25 protein-coding genes are annotated in these 24815 nt (G+C 66.8%); 9 read left to right on the plus strand and 16 right to left on the minus strand.

Features of this window, described 5'->3' with window-relative positions; genetic code table 11:
* Nucleotides 1-103: 103 nt before the first annotated feature.
* A complete protein-coding gene (locus L2D01_11280; GenBank protein ID WBQ09477.1) occupies nt 104-601 on the minus strand; it encodes a GAF domain-containing protein in 498 nt (165 codons plus the stop codon).
* A gap of 191 nt (nt 602-792) precedes the next feature.
* Here L2D01_11280 and L2D01_11285 point away from each other — a divergent pair, with 191 nt between their 5' ends.
* Nucleotides 793-2994: a M3 family metallopeptidase gene (locus L2D01_11285; protein ID WBQ09478.1), complete on the plus strand. Its 2202-nt coding sequence runs from the start codon at nt 793-795 to the stop codon at nt 2992-2994.
* A gap of 359 nt (nt 2995-3353) precedes the next feature.
* On the opposite strand, the gene queE is transcribed toward L2D01_11285, so the two are convergent.
* Together queE and queC are read right to left on the minus strand one after the other, a co-directional pair.
* Nucleotides 3354-3983: a 7-carboxy-7-deazaguanine synthase gene (gene queE / locus L2D01_11290; protein WBQ09479.1), complete on the minus strand. Its 630-nt coding sequence runs from the start codon at nt 3981-3983 to the stop codon at nt 3354-3356.
* Nucleotides 3980-4681 (minus strand): 7-cyano-7-deazaguanine synthase QueC, encoded by a 702-nt coding sequence (queC, locus tag L2D01_11295; GenBank protein ID WBQ09480.1) that lies wholly within the window; start codon nt 4679-4681, stop codon nt 3980-3982. The genes queE and queC overlap by 4 nt, the downstream gene beginning before the upstream one ends.
* A gap of 62 nt (nt 4682-4743) precedes the next feature.
* Here queC and L2D01_11300 point away from each other — a divergent pair, with 62 nt between their 5' ends.
* Nucleotides 4744-5085: a divalent-cation tolerance protein CutA gene (locus L2D01_11300; GenBank protein WBQ09481.1), complete on the plus strand. Its 342-nt coding sequence runs from the start codon at nt 4744-4746 to the stop codon at nt 5083-5085.
* Nucleotides 5086-5089: 4 nt separating this feature from the next.
* Here the strand turns inward: L2D01_11300 and L2D01_11305 are convergent, their stop codons facing one another.
* Nucleotides 5090-6937, minus strand: a complete 1848-nt coding sequence (locus tag L2D01_11305; GenBank protein ID WBQ09482.1) for an ATP-binding protein — start codon at nt 6935-6937, stop codon at nt 5090-5092.
* A gap of 141 nt (nt 6938-7078) precedes the next feature.
* Here L2D01_11305 and L2D01_11310 point away from each other — a divergent pair, with 141 nt between their 5' ends.
* Nucleotides 7079-7663 carry a DUF3299 domain-containing protein gene (locus tag L2D01_11310; protein ID WBQ09483.1) on the plus strand — a complete coding sequence of 195 codons (585 nt, stop codon included), beginning with the start codon at nt 7079-7081 and terminating at the stop codon, nt 7661-7663.
* Between the two features lie 56 nt (nt 7664-7719).
* Here L2D01_11310 and L2D01_11315 read toward each other — a convergent pair whose 3' ends face one another.
* Together L2D01_11315 and def are read right to left on the minus strand one after the other, a co-directional pair.
* Nucleotides 7720-8442 carry a hypothetical protein gene (locus L2D01_11315; GenBank protein WBQ09484.1) on the minus strand — a complete coding sequence of 241 codons (723 nt, stop codon included), beginning with the start codon at nt 8440-8442 and terminating at the stop codon, nt 7720-7722.
* A 1-nt stretch (nt 8443) separates the two neighbouring features.
* Nucleotides 8444-8959, minus strand: coding sequence for a peptide deformylase (def, locus tag L2D01_11320; protein WBQ09485.1), 516 nt, complete (start codon nt 8957-8959; stop codon nt 8444-8446).
* An 86-nt stretch (nt 8960-9045) separates the two neighbouring features.
* On the opposite strand from def, the gene L2D01_11325 reads away from it, so the two are divergent.
* Nucleotides 9046-10182 carry a GNAT family N-acetyltransferase gene (locus tag L2D01_11325; protein ID WBQ09486.1) on the plus strand — a complete coding sequence of 379 codons (1137 nt, stop codon included), beginning with the start codon at nt 9046-9048 and terminating at the stop codon, nt 10180-10182.
* Nucleotides 10183-10275: 93 nt separating this feature from the next.
* Nucleotides 10276-11400, plus strand: a complete 1125-nt coding sequence (locus tag L2D01_11330; GenBank protein WBQ09487.1) for a PQQ-dependent sugar dehydrogenase — start codon at nt 10276-10278, stop codon at nt 11398-11400.
* A 56-nt stretch (nt 11401-11456) separates the two neighbouring features.
* On the opposite strand, the gene L2D01_11335 is transcribed toward L2D01_11330, so the two are convergent.
* From L2D01_11335 to L2D01_11345, 3 genes are all read right to left on the minus strand, one after another.
* Nucleotides 11457-12017 (minus strand): tetratricopeptide repeat protein, encoded by a 561-nt coding sequence (locus L2D01_11335; protein WBQ09488.1) that lies wholly within the window; start codon nt 12015-12017, stop codon nt 11457-11459.
* Between the two features lie 103 nt (nt 12018-12120).
* Nucleotides 12121-12822 (minus strand): response regulator transcription factor, encoded by a 702-nt coding sequence (locus L2D01_11340; protein ID WBQ09489.1) that lies wholly within the window; start codon nt 12820-12822, stop codon nt 12121-12123.
* Nucleotides 12823-13013: 191 nt separating this feature from the next.
* A complete protein-coding gene (locus tag L2D01_11345) occupies nt 13014-14459 on the minus strand; it encodes a hypothetical protein (GenBank protein WBQ09490.1) in 1446 nt (481 codons plus the stop codon).
* Nucleotides 14460-14778: 319 nt separating this feature from the next.
* Here L2D01_11345 and fliI point away from each other — a divergent pair, with 319 nt between their 5' ends.
* From fliI to L2D01_11365, 4 genes are all read left to right on the plus strand, one after another.
* Nucleotides 14779-16104: a flagellar protein export ATPase FliI gene (gene fliI, locus L2D01_11350; GenBank protein ID WBQ09491.1), complete on the plus strand. Its 1326-nt coding sequence runs from the start codon at nt 14779-14781 to the stop codon at nt 16102-16104.
* A 3-nt stretch (nt 16105-16107) separates the two neighbouring features.
* Nucleotides 16108-16527 (plus strand): flagellar export protein FliJ, encoded by a 420-nt coding sequence (gene fliJ, locus L2D01_11355; GenBank protein ID WBQ09492.1) that lies wholly within the window; start codon nt 16108-16110, stop codon nt 16525-16527.
* A gap of 256 nt (nt 16528-16783) precedes the next feature.
* The gene (locus L2D01_11360; GenBank protein WBQ09493.1) at nt 16784-17533 is read left to right on the plus strand and encodes a hypothetical protein; all 750 of its coding nucleotides are present in this window, start codon (nt 16784-16786) and stop codon (nt 17531-17533) included.
* Between the two features lie 38 nt (nt 17534-17571).
* Nucleotides 17572-18651, plus strand: coding sequence for a M23 family metallopeptidase (locus L2D01_11365; protein WBQ09494.1), 1080 nt, complete (start codon nt 17572-17574; stop codon nt 18649-18651).
* A gap of 42 nt (nt 18652-18693) precedes the next feature.
* Here the strand turns inward: L2D01_11365 and L2D01_11370 are convergent, their stop codons facing one another.
* The 7 genes from L2D01_11370 to murC all read right to left on the minus strand — a co-directional run bounded on the left by L2D01_11370 (nt 18694) and on the right by murC (nt 24809).
* Nucleotides 18694-18987, minus strand: a complete 294-nt coding sequence (locus L2D01_11370) for a putative addiction module antidote protein (GenBank protein WBQ09495.1) — start codon at nt 18985-18987, stop codon at nt 18694-18696.
* A 1-nt stretch (nt 18988) separates the two neighbouring features.
* On the minus strand, nt 18989-19237 hold the full coding sequence (locus L2D01_11375; GenBank protein ID WBQ09496.1) for a type II toxin-antitoxin system RelE/ParE family toxin: 249 nt from the start codon (nt 19235-19237) through the stop codon (nt 18989-18991).
* A 110-nt stretch (nt 19238-19347) separates the two neighbouring features.
* Nucleotides 19348-20673, minus strand: a complete 1326-nt coding sequence (ftsA, locus tag L2D01_11380; GenBank protein ID WBQ09497.1) for a cell division protein FtsA — start codon at nt 20671-20673, stop codon at nt 19348-19350.
* A complete protein-coding gene (locus tag L2D01_11385) occupies nt 20673-21491 on the minus strand; it encodes an FtsQ-type POTRA domain-containing protein (GenBank protein ID WBQ09498.1) in 819 nt (272 codons plus the stop codon). Before L2D01_11385 ends, ftsA begins: the two co-directional genes overlap by 1 nt.
* 83 nt (nt 21492-21574) lie before the next feature.
* Nucleotides 21575-22489 carry a D-alanine--D-alanine ligase gene (locus tag L2D01_11390; GenBank protein WBQ09499.1) on the minus strand — a complete coding sequence of 305 codons (915 nt, stop codon included), beginning with the start codon at nt 22487-22489 and terminating at the stop codon, nt 21575-21577.
* Complete coding sequence (gene murB / locus L2D01_11395) at nt 22486-23400, minus strand: UDP-N-acetylmuramate dehydrogenase (GenBank protein ID WBQ09500.1); 915 nt, start codon at nt 23398-23400, stop codon at nt 22486-22488. Before murB ends, L2D01_11390 begins: the two co-directional genes overlap by 4 nt.
* Nucleotides 23400-24809 (minus strand): UDP-N-acetylmuramate--L-alanine ligase, encoded by a 1410-nt coding sequence (gene murC / locus L2D01_11400; GenBank protein ID WBQ09501.1) that lies wholly within the window; start codon nt 24807-24809, stop codon nt 23400-23402. The genes murB and murC overlap by 1 nt, the downstream gene beginning before the upstream one ends.
* Nucleotides 24810-24815: the final 6 nt, after the last annotated feature.

A 24815-nucleotide genomic window follows, 5' to 3' on the forward strand; every position in this document is an offset into this window, starting at 1 on the left:
CATCCCCCCTCCGTCCGCTTCGCTGCCATTCGGCGTGTCGATCGATACCCCGTATCGATCTTTGACGCCTCATCCCCCGCAAGCGGGGGAGGACAAGTGGGCGTCAGCTCAACAACGCCCTGCAAATCGCCTCCAGCCCGGCGCGGTCCACTTCGTCAAACGCGTCGGGCTCCGTGGAATCCACATCCAGCACCGCCGCCAGCGAACCGTCGGGCGCAAACACCGGCACCACGATTTCCGAGCGGGAGCGGCTGTCGCAGGCGATATGGCCGGGGAAGGCTTCCACATCGGGGACAATCAGCGTTTCGCCCGACGCCGCCACCGCCCCGCACACGCCCTTGCCGAAGGGGATGCGCAGACAGCCCAGCGTGCCCTGATAGGGGCCGACCACCAGCTCGCGCGGCTTTTGCGGGTCCACCACATAGAATCCAGTCCAGAAAAACCGCGGCGCAAAGGCATGCGCCAGAAGGCAGGCCGCCGTGGCGTAGCGGGCGGTGGCGCTGGTCTCGCCCGCCACGACAGAGGCGATCTCGCGGGCGAGGCGCTGATAGGCCTGTTCGCGGGTTTCGCCCTCGGGCGCAGTGCTCATTGCTTCGGCCATGATCATGCTCCTGTTCAAAGGATATCTGTGCACTGAGATAGGTGACGCGGCGCGTGCGCGCATCTGCGGCCCGCAGCCGACCCTGACCGGCACAGCCCCGCGCCATTGTGCTTTTGCCCTTGCATGACTAGAAAAGGGGGCAATCCAACATGGCCGCACGCGCGCGGCGATCAACCCCTGAGGCCCATTCCATGAAGACCTATCTGTATCTGGGCGCCGCAGCCGCCGTCCTGCTGCTGGCCGCCTGCAATCCCGCCGATGACACCCCGCCTGCGCCGGATGCGTCCCAGACCGAAGCCGACGCCGCGGCCGACGCCGAGGCGGACGCCGCTGAAGACCGCGCCGAAGCCGCCCAGAGCAACCCGCTCCTGGCGCAATGGGACACGCCCCACGGCGCGCCGCCGTTCAGCCGGTTCCAGCCTGACCATTTCATCCCGGCCTTCGAGGCGGCGATGGAGACCCATCGCGCCGAGATCGACGCCATTGCGTCCAATCCCGACACGCCGACCTTTGACAACACCATGCTCGCCCTGGAAAACGCCGGCGCCGATCTTGGCCGCGTGGCGCGCGTGTTCAGCAATCTGACCAGCTCGGCCAGCAATGACGCGCTGGACGCCATTCAGGCGGAGATGAGCCCGCGCCTGGCGCGCCACAACTCTGCCATCACGCTGAACGCCGATCTGTTTGGGCGCATCGACTATCTGCACCAGCGCGGCGGCGAGATGGGCCTGACGCCCGAGCAAGCCCGCCTCATTGAGGTCTATCACGAGAATTACGTGCGCGCCGGCGCCCAGCTGGAAGGCGAGGACCGCGAGCGCTTCGCCGAGATCCGCGCCGAGCTGGCCGGCCTTTACACGCTGTTCGCCCAGAACGAGCGCCGCGACAGCGAGCTGTGGACCCTGCCGCAGACCGAGGCTGACCTCGCCGAGCTGCCCTCCAGCATCGCTTCGTCCGCCCGCGCCGCCGGGGAAGCGCGCGATCTGGATACGCCCGTGATCACGCTGCAGCGCTCGCTGGTCGAGCCCTTCCTGCAGCAATCGCCCAACCGCGCCCATCGCGAGGCGGCCTGGACCGCCTTCTATAACCGCGGCAACAACAACAACGAGTTCGACAACAAGGACAATATCCGCCGCATCCTCGAGCTGCGGCTGGAGCTGGCCAATCTGCTGGGCTTTGAAACCTTCGCTCATTACCGCACCGCGGGCACCATGGCGGGCACGCCGGACGCCGCCCAGGGGCTGATGGAGCAGGTCTGGGAGCCGGCGCGTACGCGCGCTCTGGAAGAGCAGGCCGATATCGAAACCCTGATGGCCCGCGACGGCATTGAAGACGACGTCATGGGCTGGGACTGGCGCTACTACACCGAACAGGTCCGCGCCGAGCGCTATGACCTCGATGAGAGCGAAGTGAACGCCTATCTCGATCTGGAGAATATGATCGCGGCCCAGTTCTACGTGGCCGAGCGCCTGTTCGGCGTGCGCTTCACCGAGCGCACCGATATCGAGACCTATCACGAGGATGTCCGCGTCTGGGAAGTGACGCGCGCGGATGGCGGCGAAGTGGTCGGGCTTTTCTACGGCGATTATTTCGCCCGTCCCGGCAAGCGCTCGGGCGCGTGGATGAGCTCGTTCCGCCCGCAGAACGGCATCACCGGCGACATCCCGATCATCATCAACAACTGCAATTATAACCGTCCCGCCGATGGCGAGCCGGCGCTGATCTCGTTCACCGACGCCACCACCCTGTTCCACGAGCTGGGCCACGGCCTGCACGGCCTGCTGTCCAATACGCAGTACCCGTCACTGGCGGGCACGTCGGTGGACCGCGATTTCGTGGAATTCCACGCCCAGGTGCTCGAGCACTGGTTCGCCGAGCCGGAAGTGCTGGAGCGCTTCGCCCTGCACTATGAAACCGGCGAACCCATGCCGCGCGAGCTGCTGGACCGGGTGCTGGAAGCCCAGACCTTCAATGAAGGCTTCAGCACGGTGGAGTTCCTGAACTCCGGCCTGGTGGACATGGCCTATCACCGCCACACCGACCCCACATCCATCGATGTCGAGGCGTTCGAAGCCGAGGTGCTGACGCGCTATGGCAGCCCGCAGGCCATCCCCATGCGCCACCGCTCCACGCACTTCCTCCACGTCTTCTCCGGTGAAGGCTATGCGTCGGGCTATTACAGCTATCTTTGGGCCGGCGTGCTGGACAATGACGGCTTCGACGCCTTCGTGGAAGCCGGCGACGTCTTCGATCCGGAAACCGCCGCACGTCTCAATGACGTGTTCTCCTCGGGCAACACGATCCCGGCGATGGACAACTTCATCAACTTCCGCGGCCGCGAACCGTCCGTGGACCCCCTGCTGCGCAGCCGCGGCTTTATCGAAGCGGAGGGGTGAGACTGATTTAAACTTGGCTGCCCTCCCCCTTGTGGGGAGGGTGGCCGAGCGTCAGAGAAGCCGGGTGGGGGCGCCGACGCCAGGCGGCCACTCCGAATCCTGCACCGTGCGGCGCCATCACCCCACCCGACCCGGCGCTCGCCCGCCGGCCCACCCTCCCCATTAAGGGGAGGGAAAAATTGGGGTCAAAATTCCTGTTTTCCCGGCCGACCGCAGGGAGCGCCGGGACCCATCCACCGTGCGTATGCTGCTGTCGCGGCGGCTGGAATGGTCGGGGATGGATCCCGGATCGGCTGCGCCGTCCGGGAAGGCAGTATCTGACTGTCAGACGACTCTTTGAAAGCCGGAGCAGTCCAGCCCTACGGCGCCCCAATCCACTTGTGCGTCTGCAAGCTCAGCCGCCATTGGGGATGCTTGAGGCAGTATTCATATGCCGCCTGAGCATTGGCCATCTGGTCAGGCCCGTCCATGGGCTGCAGGCGGAATTCTTGAAAATCGAGATGGACGTAGAGCTCCGGCATGGCGTCGGCCTGCGGGTAGACGAGTTTGAGCTCGTGGCCTGAATTCTGTTTCAGCGGCGCCGTGGATTTCGGGCTGACGCAGATCCAGTCAATGCCATCGGGCGCTTCGATGGTGCCATTGGTCTCCACCGCAATCTCGAACCCGGCATCGTGCAACGCATCGATGAGAGCGCGGTCCAGCTGAAGGAGCGGTTCGCCGCCGGTGCACACGACATAGGGAATGCCGCCGCCCGGCCACAGCGAGGCGATTTTGGCGGCCAGCGCCTGCGCCGTGGCGAATTTGGCGCCGTTGACGCCGTCGGTGCCGACAAAATCGGTGTCGCAGAAGCGGCACACGGCGCTGGCGCGGTCGCGCTCCAGCCCGCTCCAGAGGTTACATCCGGCAAAGCGCAAGAACACGGCCGGGCGCCCGGCCTGGCCGCCCTCGCCCTGGACGGTGAGGAAGATTTCCTTGACCGCGTAGGTCATGCGCCGCGCCAGTCGCGCCAGCCCTTGGCGCGCAGATCGCACGCCGGGCAGGCGCCGCAGCCATAGCCCCACTCATGGCGCACATCGCGCACGCCGCGATAACAGGTGTGGCTGTGCTCCACGATCAGGTCCACCAGCGCGTCGCCGCCGAGTTCCTGGGCCAGCGCCCAGGTTTCGCCCTTGGTCAGATGCATCAGCGGCGTCTCGATGGTCACCGGCGCATCGAGACCCAGCGACAGGGCGCGCGCCTGGGCCTCAATCGTGTCCTCGCGGCAGTCGGGATAGCCGGAATAATCGGTCTGGCACACGCCGGTGATGATATGCGACAGGCCCCGGCGCCAGGCATGGGCGCCCGCCACGGTCAGGAAGACCAGATTGCGCCCCGGAACGAAGGTGTTGGGCAGGCCCCGCGCGCCCATTTCGAAGGCCACATCGCGCGTCAGCGCGCTCTCGGCCAAGGCGCCATAGCCGGCCAGATCGACCACCACGTCCTCGCCCAGCCGCGCGCCCCAGTCGGGGAAATGTTGCGCGATCTGTTCGCGCACACGCTGGCGCGCCTCCATCTCGACGCTGTGGCGCTGGCCATAGGTGAAGCCGATGGTCTCCACATGACCATAGCGCGCCAGCGCCCACGCCAGGCAGGCGGCCGAATCTTGTCCGCCCGACAAGAGCACCAGTGCGCGCGCGCCGTGATCCATCGCATCCTCCATGAGGGGCGTGTATATCTGTCGTGACGGCACATTCTGCAAGGAGAAGCGTCATGACCGGCAGCGCAATGGGCCTGCTCTACACCACCTGGCCGGACGCGCAGAGCGCCGAAAGCGCCGCCGAGGCGGTGCTCGCCGAAGGGCTTTGCGCCTGCGCCAACATACTGGGCGAAAGCCGCTCGCTGTTCCGGTGGGAGGGCGAGATGCGGCGCGAGCGCGAGATCATCGCCCTGTTCAAGACCTCGCCCGGCAAGGCGGCCAGGCTCGCCGAACGGCTGGCCCGCCTGCACCCGTATGACGAGCCCTGCGTGATCGCCCTGACCGTGGACGAGGCCGGCAGCGCGCCCGGCTTTCTGGCCTGGGTGCGCGGCGAGGTCGGCTCGCGGCCCGGCTGACCGATCAGGCGATCCGGCGCAGCGTGGCCGAGGCCGCCAGATCACTGGCCAGCGCCTCGACCAGAGCCGCTTTGAGATTCTCCGCCGACACCGGCGCGCGCACCAGCGTTTCCGCCGCCCCGGTCTGCACCGGCGTCTCCAGATCGCGCACCAGGCGCACCACCGGCGTCATCGCGGCGGTGGAGGCCAGAGAGCGCACATCATCGCACGCGTCTTCGGGTTCACAGTCATCCAGGCTGAGGCCCACGACGACCGAGTCATAGGCCGCCGCGCCCAGCACCGACACCAGTTCGGTGCTGGAGCCGACACAGGTCACCACGCAGTTGAAGGATTTGAGATAGCCCAGCAGCACCGAGCGGCGGGCCGGATCGCGCTCGGCGACCAGCATGCGCAGGCGGCGATTGGTCAGGCTGAAGGTCTCGCCATCGGCGTAGCGGTCAGCCTTGCACGACACGGGCAAGGTAACCTCGAACCAGAACACCGAGCCTTCCTGCGCCGGTCCCGGTTCATAGCCGACCCGGCCCTGCATCAGCCCGGCCAGGCGTTTGGCCAGGTGCAGACCCAGCCCGGCGCCATTGGCGCGGATGTACGGATCAACACTGTCCTGGGCCAGAGAATCAAACAGGCGCGTGCGCGCCGAGTCCGGCACGCCCTCGCCGGTATCGCGCACAGTGACGCGCAGGCGCGCGGCCCCCGCCGCATCCAGCTGGGTGCGCACCGTCACATCCAGGCCGCCCTCGCTGGTGGTGCGCAGGGCATGGGACACGAAAATCTGGGCGATCTGGAACAAGCGCCCTGAATCGGCGCGCAGCGCCCGGTCGGTCTCGCCCTCAAAGCCCACCGTCAGCATGAGGCCCTTCTGCGCGGCTTCCGGTTCGGCGGCGCGGCGGATGCGTTCGCCCAGCGACTGGGCCGTCATGTCCTCCATATTCAGCTCCACATGGCCCGCCTCGATGCGCGCCACGTCCACCACATCGCCCAGCATGCGCGCCAGCGACTGGCCGGATTCGCGAACCCGCGCGGCCATGCGCGCCGGCTCGCCTTCAAGCCCGGCTTCTTCCAGCAAATGCGCCATGCCCAATACCCCGTTGAGCGGCGTGCGCAGCTCATGGCTCATATTGGCCAGCACGGCGGCGTTGGCCCGCGCCTGGTCTTCAGCACGGCGCGCGGCCAGGTCATTGTGTTCGGCCAGACGCGTCATGGCTGCCGCCTGCGCCTCGGTCTGGCGGCGGGCCTCTTCAAGATCGAAATTGCTGCGCACGGCGTCGGTCAGCGTCGCCGAGAAGGTGCGCGCCAGCTTGAACGTCACCACCAGGAACAAGGTCAGGACGCCGGCGAACAGGAAGCCGAAGAAGCCGCCCATAAACAGCAGGTTGGCGGCACTGATGAGAATGGCCGGGGCGTTATAGGCCAGCACGGCGGACGGCGCCGCGGCTGAAGTCAGGGCCGAGCCCGCCGTCATGCCAGCAATGAAGACCAGCGCCGCCGTCAGCGCGTAAGGCGAGGCCCCCTCGCCCACCATCCACGGCGCGGCGCCCCACAGGGCGCCCATGGCGCACGAGAGGACGATGAACATGGCCATCATGCGCCGGCTCAGCGCCCGGCCCGGCTTGCGCGCGGGCAGCAGCACCACCATGCGCGCCGCCGACACCACAACCACCGCAGCCAGCCACGCGCCCAGTATCCAGGGGTTCACCCCGCCAGCGAGGAACACCGCCAGCAAGCCGGAATTGAGGACGTTCAAGGGCCCGGAGGCCAGCCCGCTGCGCGCGATCAGCCGAAGCCGCGCGTCGCGCATTCTCAAGGAGATGTCATCCTCGCGCTCGACGGCGCGGTCTGCCTGCATACCCATCCCAACACCCTTCCTGCGACCGCCTCTGTGTGCGGTTCTGACACGACAAGCCTGCCCTAGAGGTCTTAAAACCGGGTGCATGGCGTGTTTATGATCTGGAAATCCGCCCCCGACCGTCCCGCCGCCGTGGAGCTTTCCGCCATGATACGAGCCCTGCTCGCCGCCCTCGTCCTGTTCGCCCTGCCCCTGGCCGGGTGCGGCGGCGATGATGCGCCGCAGGCGGACGGCGCACTCGCGAATCTGGTTCCGGTGGATCCTGACGCGCCGGCCGAACTGATCAGCTGGCCCGATCTGATCCCGGATGACGAGCTGGATGCCTGGGAGGCGCTCAACGAGGGCCGGCGCGACCCGTCGCTCATGAGCCGCTTTCTCGCAGAGGGGCTGGTGGAGGGCCAGGTCGGCTCGTTCAATGTGGTGGAGGATCTCGACGGGCTGGTGGTGCGCATGCCCGGCTACTTGCTGCCGCTGGACTATGTCGAGCGCGGATCCGCCCGCGAGTTTCTGTTCCTGCCCTATCACGGCGCCTGCATCCACTCGCCCGCGCCGCCGCCCAACCAGATCGTTTATCTGCGCTCCATCGAACCCATTGCGTTCAACGCTCTGTGGGATCCGGTCTGGGTGGAAGGGCGCATGCAGCTCGAACGCGTGGATACCGAGCTCGCCGCCATCGCCTATTCCATGACCGTGCGCTCGGTGGAGCCGTATCGCGGCGGACGCCCGCGCTGAACGAAAAACCCCCGGCGCGCGGCGCCGGGGGTTCATCCGTCTCGCGATGACAAGACCTAGTCTTCCCAACCCCACGGGGTGGGCGGGGTGTCGACCGTCTCGGTCAGATCGAACGTGACCTCGAAGAACCGGTTCTCACGGGTCAGGCGGTAATAGAACGCCGTATCGGTCAGCTCCATGATCCACACATTGGTGGCCGATTCCGGGATGTCCTCGCGCACGAACAGCTCCTGGCTGAACGTATCGGCCACGAAGTCCGCGCGCGCGCCCTGCGGCGGGCTCTCGGTTTCGCCGCCATACTGGGTCAGCACATCTTCAGAGCCGTCTTCCATGCGGTGATCGTGCTTCAGACGAAGCCGGCCGTCTTCCAGCCGGGTGATCAACCAGGTACGCGAATGATTGTCGCCCACATGAAAGGGCACGCGGACTTCATCATCCATGCACTCGCGCACATGCATGACCAGCTCGCGTCCGGCGAAGCCGTCATCGCGCGGATCCGCGTCGCTGGTAATTGTCCCGGCGAAGGACTGGCCGCACAGCGCGCCAAGGCCTTCAATCAGCCCGGCCGGCGCCGAGTCGTCCGGCTCCGTCATCGCCTCGATCTCGTCGCCGGCGTCGTCCATGGCCCCGTCGAGCGCGTCCAGCGCGTCTTCACCGGCCTCCTGGACCTCTTCAGCGGCGTCAGCAACGGAGTCTTCGATCTCTTCGCGTTCCGGCGCATTGTCGCACGCAGCCAGCGCCAGCGCACAAACGCCGGTCATCAGAAGCAATTGTTTCATATCAGGCGGCCTCCCCTTTGGATTTCATCATCTTCTGAACGCGGCGGACAGCGCGCTCGCGCTTGAGCCGGGACAGGTAGTCGATAAAGACCACGCCTTCGAGATGATCCATTTCGTGCTGAATGCACACGGCGAACAGATCTTCAGCGATCTCCTCGCGCGGCGCCCCGTCATAATCGAGATAGTTGATTTGCACTCGCACGGGACGTTCAACCTCGTCATAAATCTCCGGCACAGAGAGACAACCCTCCGAATAGGGTTTCAGTTCCTCTGTCAGTGGCGTGATGACTGGATTGACGAAATAACGCGGCTCATTGCGGGCATCAGACAGGTCCATGACGATCACGCGCTTGGCCACGCCGATCTGGATCGCCGCCAGGCCAATGCCGTCGGCGGCGTACATGGTCTCCACCATGTCATCCATCAGCGTGCGCAATTCATCATCGACGCCCGCCACCGGCTTTGACACCAGTTTGAGGCGCGGATCGGGAACAGTGAGGATCGGGTGTACGGTCATCCCTTATAAGTAAGATGATCCCGGCGCGCGTTCAAGCGGCGCGCGCCTTGCAGGACACGGCCCGGGACGACCTTAGGAGGCCTGTCATGCGTCTGTTTGAGACACCGCTTAGCGAGTTGAGCGCCCGCGATCGCGACGCCTGGCGGGCTCTGGCCCTGGCCCAGGGCAAGCTGATCAGCCCTTACCTCATGCCCGAGTTCGCTGACATGATCCAAACCGAGCGCCGCGATGTGCGCGTGGTGATCGCCGAAGAGAACGGCGCGCCGGTGGGGTTTTTCGCCTGCCATGTGGGGGCCGATGGCGTGGTGCGACCCGTAGGGGCGCCGCTCTCGGACTATCAGGGTTTCGCTGGGCGCCCCGGCCTTCAGGTGAGCGAGGATGCGCTGCTGCGCACGCTGGGGGCGCGCAGCCTGGTCTATGAAAACTGGTTCGGGGCCGCGCCGGGCAAGGTCAGCGCGCGCGGCGGGTCGGCCGTGATTGATCTGTCGGGCGGCGCGCAGGCCTGGTTCGCGGGGCGCCGGGATTTGCACCGTTCGCATTTCAAGAAAATGGACCAGCGCCGCCGCAAGGCCGAGCGCGAGTTTGGCGAGATGCGCGTGGTGTTCGGCGATCCGCTGGGCGAGCGCTTCGCGACGCTGAAAGCCTGGAAAAGCGCGCAATACCGCGCCTCGGGACTGCTCGACCTGTTCGATGTGAGCTGGATCGATGCGGTGCTGGCGGGCACGGCGGCGCGCGCCTTCGGGCCGTTCCGCGGCCTGGTGGCCTCGCTCTATCTGGGCGAAGAGCTGGCGGCGGTGGAGATGGGCATGGCCGCGGGCGGCGTCTATCACTCCTGGATCCCGGCCTATGATCCGCGCTTCGCCAGCGTGTCCCCGGGCCTCCTCCTGCTGCACGGCATACTGGATCAGGCGGGAGCGATGGGGATTGACCGCGTTGATCTGGGGCGCGGCGAACAGGCCTACAAGACCTATTACACCGACTATGAAACCCCGCTCAGCGCCGGGCGCGCCTTGCGTCCCGGCGTCGCCGCCGCCGGCGCCGGCCTGTGGGCCATGGCCGAAGCCGCCACTTCCATCCTGCCAGAGCCGCTGGCCAGCGCGCCGGTGCGTCTGCGCCGGCGCTGGGCGCACACCGCCGCCATTGAACCGGACCTCTCCGGCCGGGTTCGGCGCATGGCCGGCGCGTTCGCCTATGCCCCGCGGCGCCTGGCGGCGGCGGGCTGAGGCCAGCCGCTGCTAACGCAAACGTCAGTTCCCTTTCGCGAACGAGCCCCTATCTAGAGGGCGTAACCGTTTGCAGTCGAAGGGAGAGACCCCATGCGTCACCTCGCCACCGCCAGCGCCATCGCCCTCATGATCGCCGCCCCGGCCCTCGCCGACGAGGTGTACGAGAGCGAGCAGGCGAGCTTCACCGTTGAGACGGTGGCTCAAGGCCTGGAATTTCCCTGGTCCATCGAATTCCTGCCCGGCGGGGCCATGCTGGTCACCGAGCGCGAGGGGCGGCTGCGCGTGATCGAAGCGGACGGCAGCCTGCGCGCCGAGCCGGTCACGGGTCTGCCCGAGGACCTGATCGTCATCCGGCAGGGCGGTCTGATGGATGTGCGCATCGCGCCGGACTTTGACACCACCCGCCATGTCTATTTCAGCTATGCGCAAGGCACGGAAGGGGCCAACGGCACGGCGCTGGCGCGCGGCGTGCTGAACGCCGACATGAGCGCGCTGGAGGATGTGGAAGTCCTGTTCCGCGCCAATATCGACAAGGCCGCCGGCTTTCACTTCGGCGGGCGCATCCTGTTCAATGAGGACGATACGCTTTTCCTGACGCTGGGCGATGGCGGCCGCACCCCGCAAGAAGCCCAGGACCCGTCCAATCATCTGGGCACGGTGGTGCGCCTCCATCTCGACGGCTCGATCCCCGCCGACAATCCGCAGATCGAAAACGCCGCGCAGGGCGCGTTCAGCTTCGGCCACCGCAATGTCCAGGGCATTGACCGCAATCCGGCCACCGGATCGGTCTGGACAACCGAGCACGGGCCGCGTGGCGGCGACGAAATCAACATCCTCCAGCCCGGCGTGAATTTCGGCTGGCCGACCGTAACCTATGGCATCAACTACAATGGCTCGGTGATCACCGAAGAGCGCGACCGCCCCGAATTCGAGCCGCCGATCTGGTACTGGCGCCCGTCCATCGCCCCGGCCGGCATGGCCTTCTACACCGGGGACGCCTTCGAACACTGGCAGGGCGATCTGTTCCACGCCGCGCTGGCCGGCACAGTCCTCCAGCGCATGGAAATCAGCGGCGACCGCGTGATCGGGGTCGAAGACCTGCTCACCGACCGTGAACAGCGCTACCGCGACGTGCGCACCGGCCCGGACGGGGCGATCTATCTGCTGGTCGACGATATCGACGGCGAAGTCATCCGGCTGGTCCCGGCGGAGTAGGCAGAAGGCGGCGGCGGTATCAGCGAAGCTGATGGAGGGGGATGGCGCCGCCCCCCCTACCCCGACGGCTCCACCACGAACCGGTTCAGCTCGTCGCGGGCCAGCGCAAAGCCGGGATCGGCGTCGAGGGCGGCGCGCAGATCGTGATAGGCGCCCGCCAGATCGCCGGTCTGCTCGCGCGACAGGGCGCGGTTGTACAGGGCGTGGGCAGGCGATCCGAAATCGAGTTCGAGGGCGCGGGTGAAGTGCGTGACCGCGTCTGGAAATTCCTGCGCGCCCATGAGCGCCACGCCGCGATTGTGCCAAAAGGCGGCGTGATCTGAATTGATCGCCAGCGCCCGGTCGAACTGGGCCAGCGCCTCGTCCGGGCGGCCCGCGCGGTGAAACAATATGCCGAGATTATTGTGGGTGGCCGCGCGGTCGCGCTGGGTCAGGCGCGCATCGTCCAACGCGCTTTCACATTGGGCGAGCGTGGACGTTCGCCCGCGATCCCCCGCCTCCACAGCCCGGTAACAGGCGTCGGCCTGGCTGGCGCCCATGACGATCTGGGCGTGGGCCAGCGGCGCGGCGGCCCCCGCCAGCAGACATGCGAGGAGAACGGCGTGAAGATGTTTCATAGCGCCGGATCATAGCACGCGCGCCGCATCGGGGCGAGATCGTCACGAAAAAGCCCCGGCGTCGCTGCCGGGGCTTTTGCAATTCCAGCGATGTGGGCCGGCCTTACGCGCTGGCGGCGCGCTGTTCGGCGACGGGATCGCGCAGCACATAGCCGCGGCCCCAGACGGTTTCGATATGGTTGTCGCCGCCCGTGGCTGCAGACAGCTTCTTGCGCAGCTTGCAGATGAACACGTCAATGATTTTCAGCTCCGGCTCGTCCATGCCGCCATAGAGATGATTGAGGAACATCTCCTTGGTGAGCGTCGTGCCTTTGCGCAGGGAGAGCAGCTCGAGCATCTGGTATTCCTTGCCGGTCAGGTGGACGCGCTGATTGGCGACCTCCACCGTCTTGGCGTCCAGATTCACTGCGATATCGCCGGTGCGGATGATCGACTGGGAGTGACCCTTGGAGCGGCGCACCACGGCGTGGATGCGCGCGATCATCTCTTCTTTATGGAAGGGCTTGGTCATGTAGTCGTCGGCGCCCGAGCCCAGGCCGCGCACCTTGTTCTCGATGTCGGCATTGCCCGACAGGATCAGGATGGGCGTGTCCACCTTGGCGCGGCGCAGGGTCTTGAGCACGTCAAACCCCGGCATGTCCGGCAGGTTCAGATCCAGAAGGATGATGTCGTAATCGAACAATTTGCCGAGATCGACGCCTTCTTCGCCAAGATCGGTGACATAGACGTTGAAGCCTTCCGACTTCAGCATCAGTTCGATCCCCTGCGCCGTGGCGCGATCGTCTTCAATCAGCAGAACCCGCATCGGTTCCCCCTCCCAAGGCAGCCGGTACGAATCAACCCCGCACCTGACGTCCAAAGCGTTAACCTTGTTCGCACTGTGAGGCGAGAAGTCCTTAAAGGAAGTTAACGCGCGTTTGACTCGTTAGGCCGAATCGAGTCCGCGAGAGGCCATATCCGTGACGGGCATGGAGTCTCAAAGGGTTAACGGCTGCACTATTCTGCAGCTGCCACCAGCGCCGGCGCCAGGGCGCGCAGGAGCGGCCCCCACTTATCCTCAGGAGATCGCACCCGTCCGTCATAGAGAATCCGGTCCTCATAGCCTGTGATCCACAGCGCTTCGGGGTTGCGCCGCGCGATCACCAGATCGCTCTGGGCGTCGGCGTGGGGCGTGCGGTGCAGGCGGAACACGGCCACGCCCTCGGCCAACGCATCGCCCAGCGGTCCGCCAATAGTGCGCAGGCGCTCGTCGCCGTCGGTGACGGCGATCATCTCCATCTTGCCCGCCTCGGTAGACAGGGCGAATCGCGAGCGCTCGATGCCGGACAGACCGGCCTGGCTGTCCGCATGCAGCTTCCAGGCTTTCTCCACCGGGACGGCGAAGGCGCGGTGGCCCTCGATCTCGCGGCACTGGAAAAAATAATGATTGTTGACGCCCATGCGTTTCAGCTCCTGCTGCAGGAGGCGAAGGACATTGGAATCGTCATTGACGTCATCGATGATCGGGGTCTGGTTCTCCAGCGTGATCCAGTGCCGCGAGCGCAGGCTTTGCGCGGCGCGCTCCACCAGCGGGTTGCGCAACAGGCGTCCGCTCTCGTCGCGGACATATTCGCCTTCTTCACCCAGCAGGAGGAATTCGTCCGGGTGGGTGAAGTGGACCATGAAGGCCAGCAGCACCTGGGGGTGCAGCTCGTGGAACAGGTCCAGCATGGCCAGGAAATTGTCGTCGAAGCGCTCGGGGTAGAAGGCCATCTCCTTGGTCCCGATGCGGATCACCTCCAGCCCGGCCTCGGCCAGCCCGTTGAGGTAATCGAACAGATTGCGGTTGGACAAAACCATCGGGTCGCCGCCTGACAAAAGGGCTTCCCGGATTTTCGGCTTGTCCGTGATCTCGCCGCGCTCAACGGCCTCGTTATGGTCTTCGATATAGGCGCGGATCTCGTGGATCGAGCCGGTGTCCTTGGAGGTCTTGCCGGTGAGGAAGTCAGACCGGTAGCAATAGCGGCACCAGCTGGAACACGCCCGCACCACATAGAGCAGCACCAGCTCATATTTGTGCAGCAGGCCCGGCACGGGGCTGTATTTGAGCTGGTTGGACGGATCGGCCTCGCCGGACAGATCGTCCATCTCTTTAGGGCGCGCCTTGATCAGATTGCGCACCGCGCGCGAGCGGACAGCGAGATCAAGATAATAGCCCGTGGCGCGCGGCGGCAGCCTGTCGGACACGCCGGAGGCTTCCAGCACATCAAGCTCGGCCTCGGAGTAAACCGCCGCCCCGCCGCTCGCGACATAGTCGCGATAGCGCGCGATGTCGTGGACGATATAGCGGTTGAACCGGGTCTCATCGATCCGGGCGTAGACATTGTCCTTGTGGCGGCGCGACACCGCTTTCAGCTTGGGGCGGGATCCCGCTACGGGCTCGGGCCGATTATCAAACGGCATGGCTCCTCCTCGTCGTCGATGGCTCGGCGGCGGCGAATGCGCCAACAATTGCGTGTCTCGGGTCGAACGCCCAGGGAGGGCGCGGTCAATCTGTATGGACCCGGCGCCGGGCCCACCCGTTGGATGAGGGCGGCCTGCGGCGGCGTGAGGCGGAAAATAGTGATTTTCGGCGCAAATGGAACCAGCCAGCCGCTATTTAGCGCTCCGCCAGTATAAATCACCTGTTTGCACAGGACGTTTACGTGGCTGAAACCGCGTTGAGGTTAAGACGGTTGTCGAGACGGCGCAAAACGCGCCCGCAAAACAGGCGGAACGCCCTGTGCAAAGTCTGATCGAGAGAGTCCAGGGGCTCGAGACCCGCACGTTCAAAGGCCGCGTCACCGCGGTCAACGGACTGCTGATCGAAGCCGAAGGTCCGGGCGCCGCGCTGCGCCTGGGCGCGCACGCCACGCTTGACGCTGCGCCCGGCGGCGAGCCGACGGCGTGCGAAGTGGTCGGCTTTCGCGGCGAAACCGCCCTCATGATGGCGTATGGTGATCTGGCTGGCGTGCGGCCCGGCGCGCGGGCGCTGATTGATCCCGACGGCGGCGCGATTCGCCCCAGCCGCGCCTGGCTCGGCCGCGTGCTCGACAGCTTCGCCCGTCCGCGCGACGGGCTGGGTCCCCTGCCCGACGGCCCGGCCGATTACCCGTTGAAAGGCCGCCCGCCCTGCGCCCATGGCCGCGCCCGGCTGGGCGAGCGGCTGGAACTGGGCGTGCGGGCGCTGAACATCTTTACGCCCATGCGTCTGGGCCAGCGTCTGGGCGTGTTCGCCGGATCGGGCGTGGGCAAATCGGTATTGATGAGCATGCTGGCGCGCGGCTCCGGCGCCGACGTGATCGTCATCGGCCTGATCGGCGAACGGGGCCGCGAGGCGCGCGAGTTTGTCGAGGACGTGTTGGGACCGGATGGGCGCGCGCGCGCCGTGGTGGTCACCGAAACCTCTGACGCCCCGGCCCTGGCGCGCCGCCGCGCGGCCTATGTCACGATGGCGACGGCCGAATTTTTCCGCGATCAGGGCCTGAACGTGCTGTGCCTGATGGATTCGGTGACGCGCTTTGCGCTCGCCCAGCGCGAGATCGGGCTGGCGGCGGGCGAGCCGCCCACCACGCGCGGCTATACGCCATCGGTGTTCGCTGAGCTGCCAGGCCTTCTGGAGCGCGCCGGACCGGGCGCAGAAGACTCGGGCACGATCACCGGCCTGTTCACCGTGCTGGTGGATGGCGACGACCATAACGAGCCCATCGCGGACGCCGTGCGCGGCATCCTGGACGGCCATGTGGTGATGAGCCGGGCGATCGCCGAGCGCGGCCGCTTCCCGGCTATCGACGTTCTCAAATCAATCTCGCGCACCGCGCCAGAGGTGTACGCGCCCCATGAGGCGCCCCTGGCGATCGAGGCGCGACGGCTCCTGGCGGCCTATGCCGACATGGAGGAACTGATCCGGCTGGGCGCCTATGCCCGCGGGACGAACCCGGAGGTGGACCGGGCGATTGCGGTCAACGAACCGCTTGAAGCCTTGCTGGCGCAAACAAAAGACGAGGCGGCCTCGATCGAGGACAGCTTCGCGCAGCTGGCGGGCATTGTGGTGGAACAGGAGGGATAGACAATGGCGGTGCGTTCCCATGCGCCTCTGATCCGGCTGGCCCGGTTCAAGGTGGAAGAATTACAAAAGCAGATGGCCGAGATCGAGCGCATCCGCGCCTCGATCCACGAACAGATCGACCGGCTGGAAGAAAGCGTGCCCGAGGAGCAGAGCGTGGCGGTTGAATCGCGCGAAGGCTATCTCGCCTATGGCAGCTATGCCCGCTCGGTGATCCAGCGCAAGGACAAGCTGCGCGCCTCGCTGACCAATGTGGACATGGAGGCGGACGGGCTGCGCGACCGGCTGGAGCAAGCGTTCGGCGACCTCAAGAAGTACGAGCTGCTTGAGGAACGCCGGCTGAGCAGTCTTCAGGATGCAGTGCGCATGGCTGAACAGGCCGAGATGGACGAAATCGCCGGGCAGCGCCTGCGCCGCGCGCACTGAGCGTCAGAGCCTCGAACCGGACCGTTTGAACCCCGGCGCGGCGCGCCGGGGTGCCGCGCGTTGAACCCGCCACAAACCCGCCCCGATGGCGCCACGCGAAGGCACAAGACTGGCTGCGTTCAATTCCGGCCTAGGCTCGGGGCGCGCCTTCATGTTATGTATTAATCAATACCGGGAGGGGAAATTCGTGGCGCTGCCGAGTAATAACCGGACACGTAAGGGGTTAGGTGCCTTAGGCGCAGCGCTTCTGGCGTGCATGATCCTCACTCCGTCCGTCACCGCCCAGCAGCAGCCGGTGCGTGACGAGCCGACCTCGCCGTCGGCCGAGCGCGACTTCCAAAGACAATTACAGGAGCGCTTCGACATTGAACGCTTCCGCCAGCTTGAGGTGATCCGGCGCGGGCAGGACGGTCAGGTCAGCCAAGACGATCCGCCGCCGCGCGAACGTGATCCGCGGCTGGCCGAGATCGACTGGAATGCCGCCCGGGCCGACCATGAGCGCCAGCTGTCGGATTTCCGCCAGCGCACCCAGTCCACACCCACACGGGTGGTGACCACGGAAAGCTACACGCCCTATATCGCTCCGCACCTGATCGACCGGCTGGAGCCGGTGCATATGCCGGTGCTGCTGCCGCAGGTGAACGGCCCGATCGCGACGCGGGCGGGCGGCGATGGCGGGCTGATGCTGCGCACCCGGGCGAATTTCTACGACGCCTCCTACGATCAGAACGGCATGAGCGTGGCCATCTCCGGCACGCGCATCATCCATCACCGCTTGAACGCGCCGGCCATGCGCCGCAGCATGAATGTTGGCCGCGGCCCGGACGGCGTGCAGGTGCAGGCGGATGAAAGCGGAGGCTATACCGCCAATTTCTCGCGCTATGGCGCGGCCTACACCGTGACCATCGAATGTGCGACCGCGCGCGATCCGCGCTGCCAGTCTGAAGACGCCATTCGCGACATCGTCAGACGCCTCGTGATCGCCGGCGGCAATCCGGAGGAATGAGCGTTCCGGATCTGACTTGACTGGGGAGGGGTAAGACCATGCGTGACTATGTGCTGGCGGCGATTGCAGCCGTGGCCGGAGGCGCGGCGCTAGTCTTCTATCCGCTGGACACGCTCCCGCCCGCGCCGCCTCCGCCCCCGGGACCTGAAGAACCGGCGCCGGAAGAACCCGCTACGGAAGAGCCTGCGCCTGAAGAACCAGCGCCCGAAGAGCCAGCGCCCGAGAAGCCCGGCCCCGGACCAATCGACCCGGACGGGACGCTGTTCGTATGGAACCCGCCGGGCGACCTGCCGACCTTCGACTATCGCAATAATGTGGACGTGGCCGGCCGCTCCGGCGCCGGCTGGGCGGGCTCCGGCGATCTGTCGCGCAATTTCGTGTTCGCGCCAAACCTGACCTGGCCGCTGGACGGGATCGGCTATGCCAACACTCAGGTTTACCGTCCCGGCGGAACAGGGTCCGGGGTCGGCGGCGCTGGCGGATCAGGCGAGTGCGACGCGCGCAATTTCGACTATCCATTCGAAGACAATTTTTGCGAAATCCGCAGCTCCTCGACGCGCAGCCTGTTCTGCCCGAACAACAGCACCGGCCACCATGTCGGCCAGGACATCCGGCCAGAGGTCTGCACCCGCAATTTCGATCTGGAGGACCGCCAGATGGCGGTGGCGGTGGCCGACGGCTACATCTCGTCCATCGCGTCCATGACCGTGCGCCTGCGCGGCGATGACGGCCGGAATTACTGGTACCTGCATCTGGAGCATTGGGAGGATTGCGACCTCTCCCAGCTGACCACGCCGGCCCAATGCACTGCCTCCAACCTGCCCAGCGTGTGCACCCGCTCGGCACTGCAGGTGGAGCCCGGCCAGGACGTCAGCGCCGGTGATCCCATCGGCCTGGTGTCAAACTGGTTCGGCATTGGTTGGCGCGGCGGGTCGTGCCAGCGCTCCATGACCACCGACCATCTCCATTTCGAGATCCGCGACACCATCGATCCCGACGGCAGCTTCACCGCCAGCTCGATCCCCGTGCCGCCCTATTCCTCGCTGGTGATGTCCTATCTGCGCTATATTGGCGCCGCCGAAGATGACATTCCCGACTGGGAGGAAGCGGAGTTCTGAGGGCTCGTTTGGATTGCTCTCAACGGGCGTCTGAGCTGTCCGTCAGCGGACCGTTTCGGGCCGGGCGCCAAGCTCCAGTCCCAGCGCCTGCATCACTGCAAGCGTGGTTTTGAGCGTCGGATTGCCCTTCTCGCTGAGCGACCGGTAAAGGTGCTCGCGCGACAGGCCGGTCTTCTGGGCGACATCCGTCATGCCTTGAGAGCGGGCCGCCACGCCCAGCGCGTGCGCGATGTATCGCGCGTCCCCGCTCTCGAACGCTTCGGCGACAAAGACCGCGACAGCCTCCGCGTCGGCCAGATCGTCCGCCGGATCATACGGGGTAAGCGTTTCGGCCATGTCACTCCCTCCATTGCCCGGCAAGCTGCCGGGCTGTTTCGATATCGCGCGACTGCGAATCCTTATCCCCGCCACAGAGTAGGATGATGATCGCGTCGCCCCGCCGCTGGAAGTAGACGCGGTATCCCGGACCATAGTGGATCCGCAATTCGCTGATGCCCTGCCCGACAGGGCGCACATCCCCGGCATGGCCGAAAGCCAGCCGGTCGAGGCGCGATGCGATCAGCGCCCTTGCCCGATTGTCCTTCAAGCCTTCACGCCATTTTTGAAACTGCGGCGTCTGCCGAAGCGTTAGCATCAACGCGAGTGTAGCTTAAACCCGACAGTCAGACAATCGAGATCAGCCAGCCTGACCCCGCCTCAAAAACTCTCCGCGAACCAGCGCCAGACCGCCGCGGGACCACGTTCGCCGGGCGTGTGGGCGCGGCGCTGGCGGTCGGCGGGGGTGAGCATGCGCGGCAGGCCGGCCAGCGCCTCGCCCGGGCCATGGACCGCGCGCTGGATCAGGCCGGCGCAGGCGCTGAAGGCCGGGCCGCTGACGGCGTCGCCCAGGCCGTTCAGGGTTTCGGGGCGCCCCAGGCGCACCTGCTTGCTCATCACCCGGCCGGCCAGCTGGGCGATGCCGGGCATCTGCGCCGCGCCCCCCGTCAGCACCAGGCCGCGCCCGGCGGCGCTGGCGGCGTCGGCCAATTTGACCCGGTCGCGGGCCATTTCGAAAATCTCTTCCAGGCGCGGGCGCACGATCGCGTTCAGGAGCGCACGCGGATGCTGGGTCATGGTCGAGGACGGCCCGCCGGACAAAGGCGGCGCTTCAATCATCACCTGATCGTCTTCGGGACTGTCCAGCGCGCTGCCATTGAGCGCCTTGATGCGCTCGGCCGCGGACATGGGCGTGGATAGGCCGCGCGCGATATCGCTGGTGACATGGGCGCCGCCCACGGGCATGGCGTCCACATGCTGCAGCACGCCCTCGGCGAACACCGCCAGCGAGGTCATCTGGGCGCCCAGATCGAGCACCATGACGCCCAGCTCCAGCTCATCGCGCGTCAGCGCCGCCAGACCCGATACATACGGCGTCGCCGCCACGCCGGCCACAGAATAGCCCGCCTTCTCCACGCACGCCGCCAGGTTATGAAGCGGGTCGGCCGCGCAGCTGACCAGATGCAGATCCACGCCCAGCACCTCGCCCACCATGGCGCGTGGGTCGCGCACGCCGCGATGGCCGTCCACGCGCCACGACAGGGCCAGCGCGTGCAGGATGGTGCGGCCCGGCTCGTCAAACACGCCGGCAGCCTCGTGAATGATGCGGCGCAAATCGCGGTCGCGCACCTCGCGCTGATCGAGATCCATGTCCACCGCGATGCGCGTGCTCGAGAGCCCGCCGCAAGCAGACGAGATATGCAGCTCGCTCACCGTCTGGCCGGCCATCCGTTCCGCATTGTCAACCGCAGCGCGGATCGAGGCGGCGGCCGCCTCCATATCCACCACAGCGCCCGCGCGCACGCCCTTGGTCGACACATGCCCCACCCCGATGACCCGCGGGCGCAGGCCCGCCAGGGTCGGCTCGGTGCGCGCGATGAAGCAAACAGTCTTGGCCGCGCCGAGATCCAGGGCGGCATAGATCGCCGGTTTGCGCGCGGCGGCGGCCTCTCCCGGCTGCGTGCGAAACAGATCAATCACGCTCATCACGCTCCCCGGCCCGGCTCTGCAGTGCGGTCCGGCCAGGGCCGCAGCACCATCTCGCCATCCACGCGCAGATCGATGATCTGGGCTTCGTAATCGAGTACGCCACGTTCGGCATGCATGGCGGACAATTGCGCCAGCGCCCCGCCCGGATCGCCTTCGGGCAGCAGCACCTCGCCACCGCTGGCGAGGCGCAGCGACCAGCGGCGGTCGCCCACCCGCACCCGGTGCGTGGTGCGCGAGGCGATCTCGGGATGAAGGTCCAGGATCGCCATCAGGGACGCCGTCTCTTGCGGGGCGCCCTCTCCGATCACGATGGGCAGCTCGGCAAATTCGGCCGGGTCGGCGGCTTCGATGACGACGCCGGACCGGTCGATGACGTGATGAATCTGATTGCTCTGCCACAGGGCGAAAGGTTCGCGCTCGGTGAGGATCACCCCCACCCTGTCCGGCCACAGGCGCAGCACCTGGGCGTGCTCCACCCAGCTCAGCGCTTCCAGACGCGCGCGCGCCTCCTGTGGATCAATCCCGGCCAGACCCGCCCCCGGCGCAGCGCCAATCAGGTCGGCCACCTCGCTGGCGTCGACGCGGCGGGCGCCGGCCACATCCACCCAGGCGACCACATAGCCGGCGTCGTTCAAACGCGCTTCAATCCAGCCATCAAGCGCCTCCCCGGCGGCGCCGAGGCGTCCGGTGGCGGCCATCAGGGAGAGTGCGCCGCAGGCGATGATGGCGGCGGTCATGACAGCGAGGCGCAACGCATAGCTCGCCCGGCGCCGCGCCGCGCGTGCGCGCGCAGCCAGCCAGTGCGACAGCTTCATACGCCCGGCTGGCGACGTCCGGACCGGTGCGCGCTTGGGAGCCCGGCGCCGGCCTTGAGCGGAGTCGCTGGCCCTGACGCGCGTTACCTTGGGCACGACGCATCCTCCGCCATCCACTCCACGAGATCAGCAAATTCGATCCCGCAATACGCCGCTTGTTCCGGCGCGAGTGATGTCGGAGTCATGCCCGGTTGGGTGTTAATTTCCAGTAACCACAGCCCGTTTACAGCCGGATCATACCGGAAGTCAGAGCGCGTCAGCCCCCGGCATCCCAGCGTCTTGTGCGCCATCAGCGCCGCCGCCATCGCCTCCTCGGCCACGGCCTGCGGGATGTCGGCGGGCAGCTGGTGCACCGACCCGCCATCGGCGTATTTGGCCTCGTAATCGTAAAATGCGGTCTTCGGCACGATCTCGGTGACGGTCAGCGCCCGGTCGCCCAGCACCGCCACGGTCAGCTCGCGGCCCGGAATGAAGCGCTCGATCAGCACCTCGTCGCCATAGGGCCAGTCAGCCGACGCCAGCACCGCCGGCGGCCGGTTGGCGCCTTCCGGCACGATCACCACACCCACGGACGAGCCTTGCGCATTGGGCTTGGCCACATAAGGCGGCTTCATCACATGATCGCGCGCAGCCTCGAACCGGTTGGCGATCAGGCCGGCCGGGCAGTTCAGCCCCGCCGTGCGCAGCACCGCCTTGGCGCGCTGCTTGTCCATGGCCAGCGCCGAAGCGAGCACGCCGGAATGGGTATAGGGCAGGCGCATATATTCCAGCACGCCCTGAATGCGCCCGTCCTCGCCCCACTCGCCATGGAGCGCGTTGAACGCGAGATCCGGTGCGAATTCTTTCAGCTTTTCCGGCCAGAAGGGTTCAGCCGGGTCGATCTCCATCACCTCATGACCGCGCGCGCGCAGCGCTTTGGCCACCTGGGCGCCGGACACTTTCGACACATCGCGTTCCGGGCTCAGCCCGCCGGACAGGACGGCGATGCGCTTGCTCATGATGTCTCCCCCACGCGCCGGACCTCCCATTCGAGCTCCACGCCGAACTGCGCCTTCACCTCGGCCCGCACGGTCTCGCCCAGCGTTTCGAGATCGCCAGCCGTGGCCGCGTCCTCATTGATCAGGAAATTGCAGTGCTGCGGCGAAAACATCGCTCCGCCAAGACGCCGCCCGCGCCAGCCCGCTGCATCGATGAGTTGCCAGGCCGAGCGTCCGCCCGACTGGGCCGGGTCGGGATTCTTGAACGTGGAGCCGGAGGTTTTTTCCCGGATCGGCTGCGTGCTCTCGCGCCGGGCCGTGATGGCGTCCATGCGCTGCGTAATCGCGGCGGGATCATCGGCGCGGCCTTCAAACACGGCTTCGACGAATATCCACTCATCCGGCGCGTCGCTGTGGCGATAGGCGTAGCCCAGCTCGTCATGCGGCGCGATCAGGCGGCGTCCGCGCCGGTCCAGCGCCACCGCCTCCACCAGCACATCGCGGGTCTCGCGCTCATAGCATCCGGCATTCATGCGCAGCGCGCCGCCAATCGTGCCGGGCACGCCGACGAAAAATTCCAGCCCCGCAATGCCCGCCTTGGCCGCCGCTTTCGCCACCGACTTGTCCAGCGCCGCCGCCCCGGCGCGCAGGCGCAGCCCGTCGGCTGTGATCTGCCCGAAGGCCGGAGTCAGGCGCACCGTGACGCCCGGCAAGCCGCCATCACGCACCAGCGTGTTGGACCCGGCGCCCAGCACCTGGACGGGAATGTCGCGCGGCGTCTCGGCCAGGAAGCGGGCGAGATCCGCCTCGTCAGCAGGCAGGAACAATACCTCCGCCGGTCCGCCCACGCGCAGCCAGGTGATATCGGCCAGCGGCGCGCCTTCGATCAGCTTGCCGCGCACGGGCGGGAGGCGGGAGAGGAGCTGCGCCATCACCCCTCCGCCCCCAACCGTTCAGGCAGCTCCGCCGCCCAGGCGGTGATATCGCCGGCGCCCAGGCACACCACCACATCGCCCGGCGCGATACGGGGTTTGAGATCGGCGGCCAGCGTCTCGCGGGTCGTGGCCGACGCGTCGCGGTGGGAGTGGCGTTGCAGGCCGGCCACCAGGCTGTCCTGATCGGCGCCCTCGATGGGGGTTTCACCGGCGGTGTAGACCGGCGTCACCAGCACGGCGTCGGCGTCGTTGAAGCAGGTGCAGAAGTCCTCAAACAGATCATTGAGGCGGGTATAGCGGTGGGGCTGGACCACGGCGATCACGCGGCCCTCCCCGGCGCGCTGGCGCGCGGCTTTGAGGACGGCGGCGATCTCCACCGGGTGGTGGCCGTAATCATCGATCACCGCCACGCCGCCGGCCTCGCCCACCAGGGTGAAGCGCCGCTTCACGCCGGCAAACCCGGCCAGACCCTGACGCGCCTCGTCCTCCTGCCCGCCCAGCGCCTGCACCACGGCGAGAGCGGCGGCGGCGTTGAGCACATTGTGTTCGCCCATCATGGGCAGGCTGAGGCCCGCCCAGACCGACGGCTCGGCGCCGCGCGCCTGGAAGCGCAGATCAAAGCGGGCGCCGGCGGCGTCGCCTGAATGATTGACAATGCGCACATCGGCCTGGGGCGAAAATCCATAGGTGATGACGCGCCGGTCCTCGATACGCGCGGCCAGGGCCTGCACCTCGGGATGATCCACGCACAGCACCGCGAAACCGTAGAAGGGCAGGTTCTCGACGAATTGATGGAAGGCTTCGCGCAGGGCGTCGAAATCGCCGTAATGCTCCATGTGTTCGGGATCGATATTGGTGATGATCCCCACCGTGCCGCGCAGTTTCAGGAAGGAGCCGTCGCTCTCGTCAGCCTCCACCACCATCCACTCGCCTTCGCCCATCTTGGCGTTGGAGCCATAGGCCGAGATTATGCCGCCATTGATCACGGTGGGATCAAACCCGGCCGCATCCATCAGCGCCGCCACCAGCGAGGTGGTGGTGGTCTTGCCATGGGTGCCGGCCACGGCGACGCATTGTTTGAGGCGCATCAGCTCGGCGAGCATTTCGGCGCGGCGCACCACCGGGATGCGCCCGGCGCGGGCCGCGACCAACTCGGGATTGTCCCGGCGCACGGCGCTGGACACCACCAGCGCCCCGGCGCCGGCGACGTTCTCGCCATCGTGGCCGATATGAATGACCGCGCCCTTCTTGCGCAGGCGCTGCACATTGGCGCTGTCTGAAATGTCCGACCCGGTGACCTGATAGCCCAGATTGAGCATCACCTCGGCGATGCCGCTCATCCCGATCCCGCCAATCCCGACAAAATGGACAGGCGACGCGGCGGCGGCGAGGTCTCTGGGGGGCATGCTGGG

This window comes from Hyphomonadaceae bacterium ML37 (assembly GCA_027627685.1).
Lineage (GTDB): Bacteria > Pseudomonadota > Alphaproteobacteria > Caulobacterales > Maricaulaceae > Oceanicaulis.